The following is a 15,869-nucleotide window of genomic DNA, read 5'->3' as shown; positions in this document are numbered from 1 at the left end:
ATCACTCATGCGAGGCGCTCGGCGCCGTCGGGGATCAGGTAGCCGTCGATGGCGCGGGCCAGTTCGGCGTCGAGGTGGTCGGCGTCGAGGAGATCGCCGACCGTGCCCGCGGACTGCACCGCGGACTGGCTGATCAGCAGGAGCATGGTGGCCAGTTCATCGGGGTCGCCGTCGCGGATCGAGCCGTCTCGATGGCCCTCCCGGATCACCGCGGCGAACAGCAGGATCAGCTCGTGCTGGTTGCGCCCGAGGCGGCCGAACACGTAGGTCAGCATCAGGTCGGTGTCGGTGCGGAAGATCTTGGCGAACAACCGGTTCGAGCGCAGCATGGCCGCGCCCGCCACCACGCCCTCCACCAGCCGGGCTCGCGCGGTGCCGCGCGCGGGCATCGTCTTGCCGACGATGCCCCGCATTTCGCGCACCAGTAGTTCCGCGATCAGGGAGCGGGTATCGGGCCAGCGCCGGTACACCGTGGGCCGGCTGACCCCGGCGCGCCGCGCGACCTCGGACAGCGTGGTGCGGCGTACGCCGAACTCCTCGACGCAGGCGCGACCCGCGTCGAGGATCGCCACGTCGATGGCGGACAGTTCGTCGGCGCCGGTGGTGTCGATCGCGTGCATGGCAGTGCCACCTTCGTTACTGCTTGACATTCTATGTCAGACTGTAACGCATGACGGACACGCAGCACGAGCAAACTTCGTCGCGAATGCCGGGCGAGTCTGCGCCGCGCCCGAGTATGGTGTGGGACGCCTGGGGCATTCCGGCTGGTCATGCGCCACTTCCGGAGCGGATTCGGACTCTGCTGGCGCAGGTGTTCGGAGTGTCCGGGGAGCCGGTGGCTCATCGCGATGAGGGCGATGTGCCGCTCCGCGACTCGACGTTGACAGCGGCGGGTCTCGCGGGGTTGTCCGCGGTGGTCGGCGTCGATCACGTCTCGGTCGACCACCGGGACCGGCTCCTGCACGCCGGTGGCAAGAGCACGCCCGATCTGCTGCGCCGTCGCGCGGACGGTCCGCAGAACGCTCCCGACGCCGTCGTCTACCCCGCCGATCACGAGCAGGTGGTAGCGGTGCTCGCGCAGTGCGCCGCACAGGGTTTCGCCGTGGTGCCGTTCGGCGGCGGCACCAGCGTGGTGGGTGGCGTGGACCCCGTGCGCGACCGCTTCGACGCCGTGATCGCCCTCGACCTGCGGCGGCTCGATACGGTGAGCGAGGTCGACGCGGTGAGTGGCACCGCCACCCTGGGCGCGGGGCTCACCGGTCCCCAGGCGGAGAAAATCCTTGGGGAGCATGGTCTTTCGCTCGGGCATTTCCCGCAGAGCTTCGAGTTCGCCAGCATCGGCGGCTTCGCCGCGACCCGTTCGTCGGGCCAGGCGTCGGCGGGCTACGGTCGCTTCGACGACATGATCCAGCGGATGCTGATCGCCACCCCCGGCGGCTCCCTCGCCCTCGGCCGCGCTCCCGCCTCGGCGGCCGGACCCGATCTGCGCGAGCTGTTCGCCGGATCGGAGGGCACGCTCGGCGTGATCACGGCGGTTACCCTGCGAGTGCATCCGATTCCGGAAACCGTTGCGTACCAGGCCTGGTCGTTCCCGGACTTCGCCACCGGCGCGGCCGCGCTGCGTACCGTGGTCCAGGCCGGGGCGGCGCCCACCGTGTTGCGGCTGTCCGACGAGGCCGAGACCGGGCTCAACCTGGCGCGCTCGGGCGATGTCGGCGGCGAGTCCGTGACTGGATGCCTGGCGATCACCACGTTCGAGGGCAGTGCGGCGCACGTCGCGGCGCGCACCGCCGAGGCGACGGCGCTGCTCGCCACGGCCGGTGGCGCGGCGCTCGGCGAACAGCCCGCCCGGGAGTGGGAGCGCGGCCGGTTCGCGGCGCCGTATCTGCGCGACGCCCTGCTGGACGTCGGAATCCTCTGCGAGACTTTGGAAACCGCGACCAGCTGGTCGAATCTGTCGCGGCTGAAGGCCGAGGTGACCGCGGCGCTCACCGACTCGCTGTCGGCTCAGGGCACTCCGGCGCTGGTGATGTGCCACATCTCGCACACCTACCCGACCGGGGCGTCGCTGTATTTCACCGTGGTGGCCAAACAGCTCGACGATCCGATCGGACAGTGGCTGCGGGCCAAGCGCGCGGCGGGCGATGCCATCGCGGCCGCCGCCGGGACCATCACCCACCACCACGCTGTCGGCACGGACCATCGCCCGTGGTTGCCCGCGGAGATCGGTGATCTCGGGATCGAGGTGCTGCGCGCGGTCAAGGCGGCGGTCGACCCGGTCGGCATCCTCAATCCCGGCAAGCTCATCCCGTGAGCGGGCTCGACCGCGCCGAGTCGTCCGTAGCATTCTCCGGGCGGATGTCGGCGGACGTCCGTGAGTACGGCGAGGGGTCGGAACGGTGAGCGGCATCCGGTCGGTCCTGTTGGTCACGAACCCGCTGTCCGGGCAGGGCCGGGGTGTTTCGGCGGCGGCGTCCGCGCGGGTACGGTTCGCCGAACGTGGTGTCGAGGTAGTCGAGGTGCACGGTGGGACCGCCGCGGAATCGGTCGAGCTGGTCCGTGCGTCCGTGACCGATGGCACGCCGCCGGACGCCGTGGTGTGCGCCGGGGGTGACGGCCTGGTGTGCCTGGCGCTGCAGGCAATCGCGGGCAGCGGTGTTCCGCTGGGGTTGGTACCGGGCGGTACCGGTAATGATCTGGCGCGGGAGCTGGGCGTTCCTGACGACGTGGCGGCGGCCGTCGACATCGTCGTGGCCGGAAACCTTCGCTCGATAGACCTCGGGGAGATCGACTCCGCCACGGTGACGGCCGAATACGGCGGGCCGCTGCGCTTCGCCACGATCACCGGCACCGGCTTCGATGCCCGGGTCACCTTGCGCGCCAATCGAATGCGGCGGCCGAAGGGGTCGCTGCGCTATACCGTCGCCGCGCTCGCCGAACTCGCCGGCGGGTTGGCGGTGCCGTACCGCATCGAATTGGCGGGCGTGCCAGGGGAAACCGACGCCGTGGTGGAGACCCCCGCGGTGATGGTGGCGGTCGGCAACGGCCGGACCTACGGCGGCGGCATGCTGATCTGCCCCGACGCGCGGCTCGACGACGGTCTCCTGGACCTCACCGTGGTCGGCGCCATGTCCCGCCGCGCCATGCTCCGCATGCTCCCCGCCCTGTCCTCCGGCAAGCGCATCGACCACCCCGCCGTCACCCAATACCGCGCGGCGACAATAACTTTGACCGCCCAGTCCGCCCCCGCCACCGCGGACGGCGAACCGGCAGGCGTCCTCCCGGCCACCTTCCGCGCCCTACCCGCCGCACAGCCGGTCCTCGTCCCCTGACCGAGCCCTTTCGTGCCCGCAGTACGCGGCGGTGTGTTCAAGCGTCGAAGGAGATCACCTGCACGCCTGAGATTGTCGACCGGTCGACGATCACCACGGATGCGGGGGCGGGATGTGGTGCGGTACCGGCGATTACTCGTTCGACCAGGCGGCGCCAGCGGGCGTTGTGCAGGGCGAAGCTGATCCGGCTCACCCGGCGTCCGCGTACCCGCTGGCCGTCGCGGGCCGCGCCGGGCGGAACGTCGATCATCACGATGTGTACCTCGCGGCCGCTGTGCCTGGCCCACGTCGTGATCATCCGATGTACCCAGCGGCGGGTTCCGCAGTCGTGCACGACAACCGGGCTGTCGGCCGCGCGCAGTGCGCGGCGGATCCGGCCGTAGTGGGTGATGTGCACGATCGGCAGCCACAGCGCGTACGGCAAGCGGCCCAGGCGCAGCCGCCACCAGTTGCGTGATTGCTGGGAGTCCACCAGGGTCGCGCCCCGGCGGACGACCGCCTCCACGGTGTCGTCGACACTGCCGAACAACTGCCGCAGCGCCGTGCTCTTGCCGGCCCCCGGCACGCCCGTGAACAGCAGCGCAGCCGTTGCCGGATACCGTAATTCGGCGACGGTGCGGCCGCGGAGATCCGAGACGGCCGCCGGGGTCACTACGCGTGGGTCGGGTGCCGGGTCGCGCCCGGCGTCCAGGGGAGGGTTCACCCACTCCAGGGTCCCGCCTCGAAATCCGTTCGGCAACAGGGAAGACCCTGATACCTGCCCCGAAATCGCCGGTGCCGGAAGATCTCAGTGTCCGCGGCCGCGCCCGCAGATGGATCCGCTCGCCCTGCTTGCCGAAGATGCTCAGGATCTCCACCGGCCCGGGCCCGGCGCTGCCGAACCAATGCGGCTGCCGGGTATCGAATTCCGCGGCCTCACCCGGACCCAGTTCGAGATCGTGCTCGCCGAGCAACAGGCGCAGGCGGCCCGACAGTACATACAGCCATTCGTGCCCGTCGTGCACCTTCGGTTCCGGCACGGGTTCGTCGGCGGGAATGGTGATCTTGTAAGCCTGGATCGCGCCGGGCCGCCGGGTGAGCGGCAGGATCGTGCGCCCGGCGACCCGGCGAGCCGTGCCCTGCACCCGCGGATCGGTGAAGCGCGGCAGGGCGACGAGATCATCGACGGTCACCTCGTGCGCGTGCGCGATCGGCAGCAGCAGTTCCAGGCTCGGCCGCCGCTGTCCGGACTCCAGCCGCGACAGCGTGCTCTTGGAGATGCCGGTGGCCGCCGCGAGTTCGGTCAGCGTGACACCGCGCCGGGTGCGCAACATGCGCAGGCGCGGGCCGACATCGGCGAGGGCGGCGTCGAGGGCGGGATTGCCGGTCATGCTCCCGATCCTCCGCGCCTTCCCGGAAACGGCAAATTTCTTTGCCGTTTCCGCACCGATCCGGCACCGTCGCGACTATGAGTGAGACGAGATACGACGTGGTGATCGTGGGCGGCGGGGCGGCCGGACTGTCGGCGGCGCTGGTGCTGGGCCGCTCGCGGCGGCGCGTGGCGGTGGTCGACGCCGGGCAGCCGCGCAACGCGCCGGCCGAGCACATGCAGGGCTTCCTGTCTCGCGACGGCATGCCGCCGTCGGAACTGCTCGCCGCCGGGCGCCGCGAGGTGGCCGGGTACGGGGTGGAGCTGATCGATGACCGGGTGGTCGACGCCGGGGCCGGGCCCGACTTCACCGTCCGGCTCGCCGGGGGGCGGGCGTTGCGGGCCCGCCGGATACTGGTCGCGACCGGCCTGCGCGACGAGCTGCCGGACCTGCCGGGCGTGCGGGAACGCTGGGGCCGCGATGTGCTGCACTGTCCGTACTGTCACGGCTACGAGGTCTCCGATCGGCCCTTCGGCCTGATCGGCGGGACCGAGCGCGGCGCGGTCGCCCGCGCGGTGCACCTCGCCCTGCTGCTCCCGCAGTGGTCCGGCGACCTGGTCTTCTTCCCGCACACCATGACGCTGACCGCCGAGCAGCGCCGTCGCATCACCGGCCGCGGCGTGCGGATCGTCGAGGGCAAGGTGGCCGGGCTGGTCGTCGAGGACGACCAGGTGCGCGGCGTGCGGCTGGCCGACGGCGAGGTGGTGCCGCGCTCGGTGGTGTTCGTCGCGCCGACCTTCGTCCCGGACAACACCGTGCTGTCGGCGCTCGGCTGTGCGCTGGACGCCGAGGGCTGGGTGGCCGCCGACGCGTCGGGCCGCACCTCGGTCCCGGGTGTGTGGGTTGCGGGCAATGTGGCCGATCCCCGGGCGCAGGTGATCACCGCGGCGGGTGCGGCGTCGGCGGCGGCCATGGCGATCAACGCGGATCTGGTCGAGGCCGACGTTTCGCTCGATTCCTGAGTCGTTCCCAAGAGGCAAACACGCACCAACGCAACGGATTCGGGCAAAACCTGAGAATTGCATATGGATAGTGCGACCACGCCGGAATCGGCGGTAATCTGAATCTTGTGGGCGGGGTTTCCGGCGTCCCTCATCCGCCGAAAACCCCGCCCTTCGGGTATTCGGCCCCCCTCCTTAGAATCGCACGGTGACCAGCACAGCCTCTGAGAACTCACGTAATCGTGCCGACGCCCTCCCCAAGAGCTGGAATCCCGGCGAGGTGGAGGCCGAGCTGTACGAGCGCTGGGTAGCCGCTGGTTACTTCACCGCCCGCGCCGACAGCGGCAAGCCGCCCTACTCGATCGTGCTGCCGCCGCCGAACGTCACCGGCAATCTGCACATGGGCCACGCGTTCGACCACACCCTCATGGACCTGCTCACCCGCCGCAAGCGCATGCAGGGGTACGAGGTGCTGTGGCTGCCCGGCATGGACCACGCCGGCATCGCCACCCAGACCATCGTGGAGAAGCAGCTGGCCGTCGACGGCAAGACCAAGCAGGACTTCGGCCGCGAGCTGTTCATCGACAAGGTCTGGGACTGGAAGCGCGAGTCCGGCGGGGCCATCCAGGGTCAGATGCGCCGCCTCGGCGACGGCGTCGACTGGAGCCGCGACCGCTTCACCATGGACGACGGCCTGTCCCGCGCCGTGCAGACGATCTTCAAGCGGCTGTTCGACGCCGGTCTGATCTACCGCGCCGAGCGACTGGTGAACTGGTCGCCGGAACTGCGCACCGCCATCTCCGATATCGAGGTCAACTACAAGGACGTCGAGGGCGAGCTGGTGTCGCTGCGCTACGGCTCCCTGAACGACGACGAGCCGCACGTGATCGTGGCCACCACCCGGGTGGAGACGATGCTCGGCGACACCGCCGTGGCCGTGCACCCCGACGACGAGCGGTACCGGTCGCTGATCGGCGCCACCCTCTACCACCCCATCACGGGACGGCAGATCCCGATCGTCGCCGACGACTACGTCGACCCCGAATTCGGTTCCGGCGCAGTGAAGATCACGCCGGCGCACGACCCCAACGACTTCGAGATCGGCCTGCGCCATCAGCTCCCGATGCCGACCATCATGGACGAATCCGGCCGAATCACCGGCACCGGAACGGAATTCGACGGGATGAACCGGTTCGAGGCGCGGCAGAAGGTGCGCGAGCGGCTGGCCGAGGAGGGCCGCGTCGTCGTCGAGAAGCGCCCGTACGTGCACAGTGTCGGCCATTCGGAGCGCAGCGGCGAGCCGATCGAGCCGCGGCTGTCGATGCAGTGGTGGGTGAAGGTGGAGTCGCTGGCCAAGGCCGCCGGGGACGCGGTTCGCCACGGCGACACCGTGATTCACCCGCCCAGCCAGGAACCGCGCTGGTTCGCCTGGGTGGACGATATGCACGACTGGTGCATCTCGCGGCAGTTGTGGTGGGGTCACCGCATCCCGATCTGGTACGGCCCCGAGGGCGAGATCATCTGCGTCGGACCGGACGAGCAGGCGCCCGAGGGTTACGTGCAGGACCCGGACGTGCTCGACACCTGGTTCTCCTCCGGGCTGTGGCCGTTCTCCACGTTGGGCTGGCCCGACGCCACGCCCGAGCTGGCGAAGTTCTATCCCACCAGCGTGCTCGTCACCGGCTACGACATCCTGTTCTTCTGGGTCGCCCGGATGATGATGTTCGGCACGTTCGTCGCCGACGACCCGGCCGTCACCGCGGGCAAGCAGCCGGGTGCGGCACCGGTGCCGTTCCGGGATGTCTTCCTGCACGGCCTGATTCGCGACGAGCAGGGGCGCAAGTACTCCAAGTCGAAGGGCATCGGGATCGATCCGCTGGACTGGATCGACGAATACGGCGCCGACGCCACGCGATTCACCCTGGCGCGCGGCGCGCAGCCCGGCAGCGACCTGTCGGTCGGCGCGGCACACGTGCAGGCCTCCCGCAACTTCATCACCAAGCTGTTCAACGCGACGAAGTTCGCGCTCATGAACGGCGCCGTCCCGGAGCCGATCCCGGGCCGTGACACCCTCACCGACGCCGATCGCTGGATCCTGGATCGGCTGGAAGAGGTTCGCGCCGAGACGGATTCGGCGTTCGACCGCTACGAGTTCGGCAAGGCGTGCGAGGCGCTGTACCACTTCGCCTGGGACGAACTGTGCGACTGGTATCTGGAGCTGGCCAAGGTGCAGTTCGCCGAGTCGGAGGAGCGGGCCGCGTCCACCCGCGTCGTGCTGGGCAGCGTGCTGGACGCGCTGCTGCGCATGCTGCATCCGGTGATCCCGTTCGTCACCGAGACGCTGTGGCAGGCCCTCACCGGCGGCGAGTCGGTCGTGATCGCGCAGTGGCCGCAGTCCGCCGGCGTCGCCGCCGACCCGGTCGCCGCCCGCCGGATCGCCGATGCGCAGAAGCTCATCACCGAGATCCGCCGCTTCCGCAGCGACCAGGGTCTCACCGACAAGCAGAAGGTGGCCGCACAGCTGGTCGGCATCGAGACCGCCGACCTGACCGGCCTGCGCGCGGAGATCGCCGCGCTGGCCCGCCTCACCGAGCCCGGCGACGGCTTCTCGGCCACGGCCTCCGTCGAGGTGCGGCTGTCCGGCAGTACCGTGACGGTGGAACTGGATACCTCCGGCACGGTCGACCTGGACGCCGAGCGCCGCCGGTTGGAGAAGGATCTCGCGGCCGCGCAGAAGGAACTGGCGAGCACCACCGCCAAGCTCGGCAACGAGGCATTCCTGGCCAAGGCGCCCGATCAGGTCGTCGCCAAGATCCGCGGCCGCAGGGAGGTCGCGGAATCCGAGGTGGCGCGGATCGGGGCGCGGCTCGACGAGATCGCGGCGCGCAAGTGAGAAGTCATGACACACAAGGGAAAGCAATGAAGGGAGCGGTGTGAACGACGAACCGGAGCGGCAGCGCGGCGGAGCCGAACGCCTGCATTCGGGACCGTCTCCGGTGGATCTCGCCGAGATGGCGCTGGTCGAGGCCGAACTCGACCAGCGCTGGGGCGAAACCAAGATCGAACCCACGCTGACCCGCATCGCCACGCTGCTGGATGTGCTGGGCTCGCCGCAGCACGGCTACCCCGCCATCCAGGTCGCGGGCACCAACGGCAAGACCTCGGTCACCCGGATGATCGACGCGTTGCTCACCGCGATGCACCGGCGCACGGGCCGGTTCACCAGCCCGCACCTGCAGCTGGCGACCGAGCGCATCGCCATCGACAACCAGCCGATCAGCCCGGCCCGCTATGTCGAGCTGTATCGCGAGTTGCAGCCCTACCTCGAGATGATCGATCAGCAGTCGCAAGACGCCGGTGGGCCGCGGATGAGCAAATTCGAGGTGCTCGTCGGCATGGCCTACGCCGCGTTCGCGGAGGCTCCGGTCGATGTCGCGGTGATCGAGACCGGCATGGGCGGCACCTGGGACGCCACCAATGTCGTGGACGGCCAAGTCGCGGTCGTCACCCCGATCGGGCTGGACCACACCGATTATCTGGGCCCGGATCTCACCTCCATCGCGGGGGAGAAGGCCGGAATCATCAAGAAGGCGCCCGAGGATCCGCTGGTGCCGCGCGAGACCGTCGCCGTCATCGCCGAGCAGGATCCCGAGGCGATGGACGTGCTGCTGCGCCGGGCCGTGACGGCCGACGCGGCCGTGGCCCGTGCGGGCGCGGAGTTCCGGCTGTTGTCGCGGCGCGTCGCCGTCGGCGGCCAGGTGCTCGAGATCCAGGGTCTGGGCGGGGTGTACGACGAGATCTTCCTGCCCCTGCACGGGGAGCATCAGGCGCACAACGCGGCGCTGGCGCTGGCCGCGGTGGAGGCGTTCTTCGGCGCGGGCGCGCAGAGGCAACTCGATATCGACACGGTGCGAGCCGGATTCGCGGCCGCGGTGAGTCCCGGCCGGATGGAACGGATGCGCAGCGCGCCCACCATCTTCATCGACGCCGCGCACAATCCGGCCGGTGCCCGGGCGTTGGCGGCGACACTGACCAGCGAGTTCGATTTCCGGAAGCTGGTCGGCGTGGTCGCGGTGCTGTCCGACAAGGACGCCGCGGGCATCCTGGCCGCGCTGGAGCCGGTGCTCGACCAGATCGTGGTGACCACCAACGGTTCTCCGCGCGCCCTCGCCGCCGACGATCTGGCCGATCTGGCGGTACAGCGCTTCGGCGACGAACGCGTCGTCACCGCCACCACACTCACCGACGCCGTCGAAACCGCGATCGCGATCGCGGAGGAGTCCGCCGAATCCGGCGAACCGGTGTCCGGCGCGGGCATCGTGGTCACCGGTTCGGTCGTCACCGCCGGTGCGGCCCGCTCCCTGTTCGGAAAGGACCCCGTATGAGGCAGGCGCAGCCATGAGCGATCAGGAAGTCCCGCCCCCCGCCGCCGACCCGTGGAAGGGCCTGCGCGGCGTGATGGCCGGCGCGCTGGTGCTGGAAGCGATCACCGTACTGCTGGCACTGCCCGTGGTGAGCTCGGTCGGCGGCGGCCTGAGCTGGTGGTCGGTAGCCTGCCTGGTCGGCCTGGCGGTCCTGATGATCGTCGGCGCAGGCCTGCAAAGGCGGCCGTGGGCACTGCCTTTCAACCTCGCCCTACAGGTCCTACTGCTACTGGGCGGCTTCATCCACATCTCGATCTTCGTCATCGGCGTAGTCTTCGCCGCAGTCTGGGCCTTCATCCTCCTCCTGCGCTCCGACGTCCGCCGCCGCATGGACCAAGGCCTCCTCCCCAGCCAACGAGCCTGAAAACCATCGCACGCAAAACCATCGGTCCGGGCTGCGAACCCGCGGCGCCGAAGGCGACGCCAAAGGCCCGAGCTAGAGTGTCGCCGTGACTGAGCAGACGTTGGTACTCATCAAGCCCGACGGCGTGGCCCGGGGGCTGATCGGTGAGGTCATCACCCGCATCGAGCGCAAGGGACTGAAGGTCGCGGCCCTGGAGCTGAAGACGGTCTCCGAGGAGCTGGCCGCCGCCCACTACGCCGAGCACGCCGAGAAGCCGTTCTACGGCTCCCTGATCGAGTTCATCACCTCCGGCCCGGTCGTGGCGGCGGTCCTCGCGGGCCCGCGGGCGATCAGCGCCTTCCGGCAGATCGCCGGCGGCACCGATCCGGTCGAGAAGGCGGTGCCGGGCAGCATCCGCGGCGACTTCGCGCTCGAGACCCAGTACAACCTCGTGCACGGCTCCGACTCGCCCGAATCCGCCAAGCGCGAGATCGCGCTCTGGTTCCCCGAACTTCCCCAGTAGGACCGCGGCGAACACCGTGCCCGGGGCCGCGGCCCCGCCGGAGATCGGCGGGGTTCGCGGGGCCCGCGCGCCGCCGCGGGAGTACGTCGATGGCGAACGCCCGGCGCACGGTGTGGGATACTGGCTGTGGAAGTGATCGACGCCCGCCGTTTGCGGCAGGTGGCGGTCGCGGCCATGGCACCGCGGTTCGACGCCGATCATCGCTGCCCACGGACGGTTACCAAGACTCGGCCATCCGGTGGGCACGCTGGATGAGCGCTCGCATCCGGTGTTGAAGCCAACAGCCAGGCGCCGCGTGACCAGTTAGCCGACCGACGAACGACAAGGTGATAACGGGGCACGCGGGGCGAGACCATAGGACCTCGCGCCCCCGCGGCGTGAGGCGAACGAACAGTGCCCCCGCGTCGGCCGCGTCACCTCCCCGTACGGGAGGGACGCGCCCGGGGGCCCGAGGAGATTTCGTGGCCGATCAAGAGCCGCTGGGAACGTCGAAAAGTAATGGTGAACCCGCTTCCGAAGAGGCGGCCGGGGCAGGGGAGGCGGCGCAGTTGCCCGAACGTATCCGGGTCCATGCGCTGGCAAAACTGCTCGGCACCACCAGCAAACGCATTCTGGCCCATCTGACCGAACTGGGCGCCGAGGCCCGCAGCGCGCAGTCCAGCCTGGACCGCACGGTTGCCGAATCGGTGCGGGAGGCGCTCGTCCCCGAGGCTTCGGAGCCGGGCACTGCCGCGCCGCCCGCCGAGCCCGCCGCCGCGCCTGCCGATACCGCGGAGCCCGCCGAGCCGGAGAGCTCGCAGGCGTCCACGCGGACCGCGGTATCCGTCGGCACGGCGGCAGCGAGCGGTGGCGCGGAGTCCGCCGAGCCGCCGTCGTCCGAGACCGCGCGGTCCGAACCGGCTACTCCCGACCGTCCGCTGCGGCAGTCGTTGTTCACCAGTCCCTTCCACGCCCCCGAACCGCCCGCTCCCGAGCCGGTAGCCTTCGAGCCGCCCGCCGTGGTGGCCGCGCCGCTGTTCCTGCCGCCCGACGCGACCGCCGCCCAGGAGATGCGGCGCAAGCTGCGTGCCGAGCGGCAGGCCCCGCCCGAGGAAGAGAAGAAGGCCGCGCCGGTCGAGGAGGCCGCGCCCGAGCCTCCCGCCGCGGCGGAGCCGAGCAAGCCGGCCGAACAGCAGGCCGACGACGCCGACGCCGACACCGACGACACCGAGAACTCGTGGGACGACGACCAGTCCCGCGACGACGGTGACGACAGCAACCGCTCACGCCGCCGTCGCCGGGGTCGTCGCGGTCGCGGCCGCGGACGTGGCGAACAGCACAGCGACCAGGACGACGACAACGAGGACGAGCAGAACTCCGAGGACGACTCCGCCTCCGAGGACGACGAATCCGCCGAGAACGGGTCCGACGACGACGCCGTGCCGGAGGGCTCCAGCCGCCGTCGTCGCCGTCGTCGCCGTCGCAAGGCGGGGGAGGACGCCGAACCAGAGGCGAGCGAGGACGATCCGCCGAACACCGTTGTGCACGAGCGCGAGCCGCGCAACAAGCGCCGCGGCTCCGGCGACGAGGTGCAGGGCATCAGCGGCTCGACGCGCCTCGAGGCCAAGCGGCAGCGCCGGCGCGACGGGCGTGAGGCCGGCCGTCGCCGCCCGCCGATCCTGACCGAGTCGGAGTTCCTGGCCCGCCGCGAATCGGTGGACCGCGTCATGGTGGTGCGGGAGAAGACCTTCTCCGAGCACCCGGCCGCGACCGTTCAGGTCGCCGTGCTCGAGGACAACATCCTGGTCGAACACTTCGTGACCAGCAGCGGTCAGGCGTCCATGGTCGGCAACGTGTACCTGGGCAAGGTGCAGAACGTGCTGCCCAGCATGGAGGCCGCGTTCGTCGACATCGGCCGCGGCCGCAACGGCGTGCTGTACGCGGGCGAGGTGAATTGGGAGGCCGCCGGGCTCGGCGGCAAGGAGCGCAAGATCGAGCAGGCGCTCAAGCCCGGCGACACCGTGCTGGTGCAGGTCTCCAAGGACCCGGTCGGGCACAAGGGCGCCCGGCTGACCACGCAGATCTCGCTGGCCGGCCGCTTCCTGGTCTACGTGCCGGGCGGCTCGTCCACCGGTATCAGCCGCAAGCTGCCCGACACCGAGCGCAAGCGGCTCAAGGAGATCCTGCGCGACATCGTGCCGCAGGATGCCGGGGTCATCATCCGCACCGCGTCCGAGGGCGTCGCTGAGAACGAACTGGCTCGCGACGTGGAGCGGCTGCAGGCCACCTGGAAGACCATCGAGAACCAGTCCAAGAACGGCTCCGGAGCGCCGAAGACGCTCTACGAGGAGCCCGACCTGCTGGTCAAGGTGATCCGCGACCTGTTCAACGAGGACTTCTCGAAGCTGGTCATCGAGGGCGACCGGTCCTGGACCACGGTCGAGAACTACATCCGCACGGTGGCGCCGGATCTGCTGACCCGCGTCGAGCGGCACGAGAACACGAACGTCGACGTCTTCGGCAGCTTCCGCATCGACGAGCAGCTGGCCAAGGCGCTCGACCGCAAGGTGTGGCTGCCCTCCGGCGGCACCCTGGTCATCGACCGTACCGAGGCCATGACCGTCATCGACGTCAACACCGGCAAGTTCACCGGCGCGGGCGGCAGCAACCTGGAAGAGACGGTCACCCGGAACAACCTGGAGGCGGCCGAGGAGATCGTGCGGCAGATGCGTCTGCGCGATATCGGCGGCATGATCGTGGTCGACTTTATCGACATGGTGCTCGAGTCGAACCGGGATCTGGTGCTGCGCCGCCTGACCGAGGCGCTGGGCCGCGACCGCACCCGGCACCAGGTGTCCGAGGTGACCTCGCTGGGTCTGGTGCAGATGACCCGCAAGAAGCTGGGTACCGGGCTGGTCGAGGCGTTCTCCACCACCTGCGAGCACTGCCACGGGCGCGGCATCCTGGTGCACAACTATCCGGTCGAGACGCCGGCCGTCGAGGAGAGCGGCGGCCGTCGCGAGGGCCGTCGCCGCCGCAAGGACAAGACACCGGCGCCCGCGCCGGTCGCGCCCGCCACCAACGGGACCGCCGCACCGGCCGAGCCGCACACCGAGGAGGACGCGGCCGTCAAGCGGGCTCATCCGGTGGCGCTGGCGATGGCCGCGCATCAAGCCGAGGAGGCCGCCACGGTGGCGACCGTCGAGGCCGATCTCGCGGTGGCGGCCGCCGAGGCGGTGCAGGAAGCCGCCGAGGCCGACCTCGAGGTGATGTCTTCGACTGCGGCGCAGGCGGATTCGGGCACGAGCCGGACCACCGATCGCGCGGGCTCGGAAGAGAGTACGCCGGGGCGGTCGCGACGGCGGGCCCGGCGTGGCAGCCGGTCGGCCGCACTGCGAGCCGAGGCCGCGGCGAACGCGGCCGAGGCGGAGGAGCGGGAAGCGGCGACGGCGAGCGATGCCGAAGAGTCCGGTGTCGGTCGGTCGGTGGCCGAGGCGGCCGACGCCGATGTGGTATCCGAGACCCCCGCGGTGTCCGGCGCCGCGCCGGAATCCGTTGCGACGTCCGGGGACGAAGGCGAGGTTGCTGCCGCCGAGGTCGAGGGTGACGCCGAGGGTGATGACGCCGAGGCCGGTGACGCTGCGGCCACGATCGCCGAGGGCACTGCGACCGAGAGCGTCGGCGACGCTTCGACCGGTGAGCAGGCCGCCGGCGCCCGCCGGGGGCGTCGCCGGGTGGCGCGCACCACCGCGGCTCCCAGCACCGACAGCGAGGGCGCGGTGTTCGTGCTCTCCAGCGCGGAGCAGGAACAGCCGGCCGTCGACTTCACCGACATCCCCGCCGCTCCGGTCGAGCCGCGCAGCCGTCCGCGCCGCCGGTCCGCCGGACGGGCCGCGGGAGCGCCGGAACAGCCGAACTGAGGGTAGGACCAGCGACGGCCCGCACCGGATCGGTGCGGGCCGTCGGCGTTCGCGCTCGGGCGTCACCCCGGTTTGGCCGGGCGGGTGCGGGTCCTGTAATCTTGGCCAGTCGCTGCTCGGTGACAGCATTGCGCTGTGTCACCTGAAAGCTGTGGCGCTTCTCGAAGCGCAGCGCGGAAGCAGCGTGATTACCAGACCAGACGTACGGCGGTCTCCGGTTGTCGACCGGGAGTCGTCGCATGAGCAAAGTGCCGAGCACTAGTAGAGGAAGAGGGTAGCCGACCGATGGCAACGTACGCGATCGTCAAGACCGGCGGAAAGCAGTACAAGGTCGCGGTCGGTGACCTGGTGAAGGTCGAGAAGATCGAGGGTGAACCGGGCGCGGCGGTGTCGCTGGCGCCGGTGCTGGTCGTCAACGGCTCGGAGCTGACCACCGATGCGGACAAGCTGGCCAAGGTGTCGGTGTCCGCCGAGGTCGTCGAGCAGACCAAGGGCCCGAAGATCCGCATCCACAAGTTCAAGAACAAGACCGGCTACCACAAGCGTCAGGGCCACCGTCAGAAGCTGACGGTCCTGAAGGTCACCGGCATCAAGTAAGCGACTACGGGGTTTCACCCCAAGTACGAGGAGTTCAACAACCATGGCACATAAGAAGGGTGCGTCCAGCTCTCGTAACGGTCGCGACTCGAATGCCCAGCGGCTCGGCGTGAAGCGCTTCGGCGGCCAGGCCGTCAAGGCCGGCGAGATCCTGGTCCGTCAGCGCGGCACGCACTTCCACCCGGGCGTGAACGTCGGCCGCGGCGGTGACGACACGCTGTTCGCCCTCGAGGCGGGCGCGGTCAAGTTCGGCACCAAGCGTGGCCGCAAGACCGTCAACATCGTGGTTCCGGAGCCGACGCAGGCCTGAGCCGCGCGGAGCCTTCCACCACACTTCGAAAGCGGGTCAGGGTGACAAACACCCTGGCCCGTTTTCTGTTGCAGCCGACCATTCGAGAAGG

The 15,869-nt window shown here is 70.2% G+C and carries 12 protein-coding genes and 1 pseudogene; 10 read left to right on the top strand and 3 right to left on the bottom strand.

Annotated features, from left to right (window positions below):
• Nucleotides 1-5 precede the first annotated feature (5 nt).
• Nucleotides 6-620 (bottom strand): TetR/AcrR family transcriptional regulator, encoded by a 615-nt coding sequence (locus QH470_RS32890; protein WP_280276270.1) that lies wholly within the window; start codon nt 618-620, stop codon nt 6-8.
• 116 nt (nt 621-736) lie between these two features.
• On the opposite strand from QH470_RS32890, the gene QH470_RS32885 reads away from it, so the two are divergent.
• Together QH470_RS32885 and QH470_RS32880 are read left to right on the top strand one after the other, a co-directional pair.
• The gene (locus QH470_RS32885; protein WP_280276293.1) at nt 737-2,314 is read left to right on the top strand and encodes an FAD-binding oxidoreductase; all 1,578 of its coding nucleotides are present in this window, start codon (nt 737-739) and stop codon (nt 2,312-2,314) included.
• A gap of 85 nt (nt 2,315-2,399) precedes the next feature.
• Entirely contained in the window at nt 2,400-3,332 is a 933-nt protein-coding gene (locus tag QH470_RS32880; RefSeq protein ID WP_280276269.1) for a YegS/Rv2252/BmrU family lipid kinase, read from the top strand.
• Between the two features lie 37 nt (nt 3,333-3,369).
• On the opposite strand, the gene QH470_RS32875 is transcribed toward QH470_RS32880, so the two are convergent.
• Together QH470_RS32875 and QH470_RS32870 are read right to left on the bottom strand one after the other, a co-directional pair.
• Entirely contained in the window at nt 3,370-4,035 is a 666-nt protein-coding gene (locus tag QH470_RS32875; protein ID WP_280276268.1) for an AAA family ATPase, read from the bottom strand.
• Between the two features lie 91 nt (nt 4,036-4,126).
• Nucleotides 4,127-4,702, bottom strand: a pseudogene (locus tag QH470_RS32870) (helix-turn-helix domain-containing protein); the annotation flags it as partial.
• Between the two features lie 77 nt (nt 4,703-4,779).
• Here QH470_RS32870 and QH470_RS32865 point away from each other — a divergent pair.
• The 8 genes from QH470_RS32865 (at nt 4,780) to rpmA (ending at nt 15,778) form a co-directional block, all read left to right on the top strand.
• A complete protein-coding gene (locus QH470_RS32865; protein ID WP_280276267.1) occupies nt 4,780-5,703 on the top strand; it encodes an NAD(P)/FAD-dependent oxidoreductase in 924 nt (307 codons plus the stop codon).
• Nucleotides 5,704-5,890: 187 nt separating this feature from the next.
• Nucleotides 5,891-8,575: a valine--tRNA ligase gene (locus QH470_RS32860; RefSeq protein ID WP_280276266.1), complete on the top strand. Its 2,685-nt coding sequence runs from the start codon at nt 5,891-5,893 to the stop codon at nt 8,573-8,575.
• 118 nt (nt 8,576-8,693) lie between these two features.
• Nucleotides 8,694-10,067, top strand: coding sequence for a bifunctional tetrahydrofolate synthase/dihydrofolate synthase (gene folC, locus QH470_RS32855; protein ID WP_280276292.1), 1,374 nt, complete (start codon nt 8,694-8,696; stop codon nt 10,065-10,067).
• 13 nt (nt 10,068-10,080) lie between these two features.
• On the top strand, nt 10,081-10,470 hold the full coding sequence (locus tag QH470_RS32850; protein ID WP_280276265.1) for a DUF4233 domain-containing protein: 390 nt from the start codon (nt 10,081-10,083) through the stop codon (nt 10,468-10,470).
• An 85-nt stretch (nt 10,471-10,555) separates the two neighbouring features.
• Nucleotides 10,556-10,972: a nucleoside-diphosphate kinase gene (ndk, locus tag QH470_RS32845; protein ID WP_187684558.1), complete on the top strand. Its 417-nt coding sequence runs from the start codon at nt 10,556-10,558 to the stop codon at nt 10,970-10,972.
• 461 nt (nt 10,973-11,433) lie between these two features.
• Entirely contained in the window at nt 11,434-14,871 is a 3,438-nt protein-coding gene (locus QH470_RS32840; RefSeq protein WP_425302824.1) for a translation initiation factor IF-2 N-terminal domain-containing protein, read from the top strand.
• A gap of 285 nt (nt 14,872-15,156) precedes the next feature.
• A complete protein-coding gene (gene rplU, locus QH470_RS32835; protein WP_040747090.1) occupies nt 15,157-15,468 on the top strand; it encodes a 50S ribosomal protein L21 in 312 nt (103 codons plus the stop codon).
• A 43-nt stretch (nt 15,469-15,511) separates the two neighbouring features.
• The gene (gene rpmA, locus QH470_RS32830) at nt 15,512-15,778 is read left to right on the top strand and encodes a 50S ribosomal protein L27 (RefSeq protein WP_280276264.1); all 267 of its coding nucleotides are present in this window, start codon (nt 15,512-15,514) and stop codon (nt 15,776-15,778) included.
• The last annotated feature ends 91 nt before the right edge of the window (nt 15,779-15,869 follow it).

Source organism: Nocardia wallacei, assembly GCF_029868745.1.
Classification (GTDB): Bacteria; Actinomycetota; Actinomycetes; order Mycobacteriales; family Mycobacteriaceae; genus Nocardia; species Nocardia wallacei_B.
Note: the sequence above shows the minus strand (reverse complement) of the source record. Positions and strands in the feature narration are given on the sequence as shown.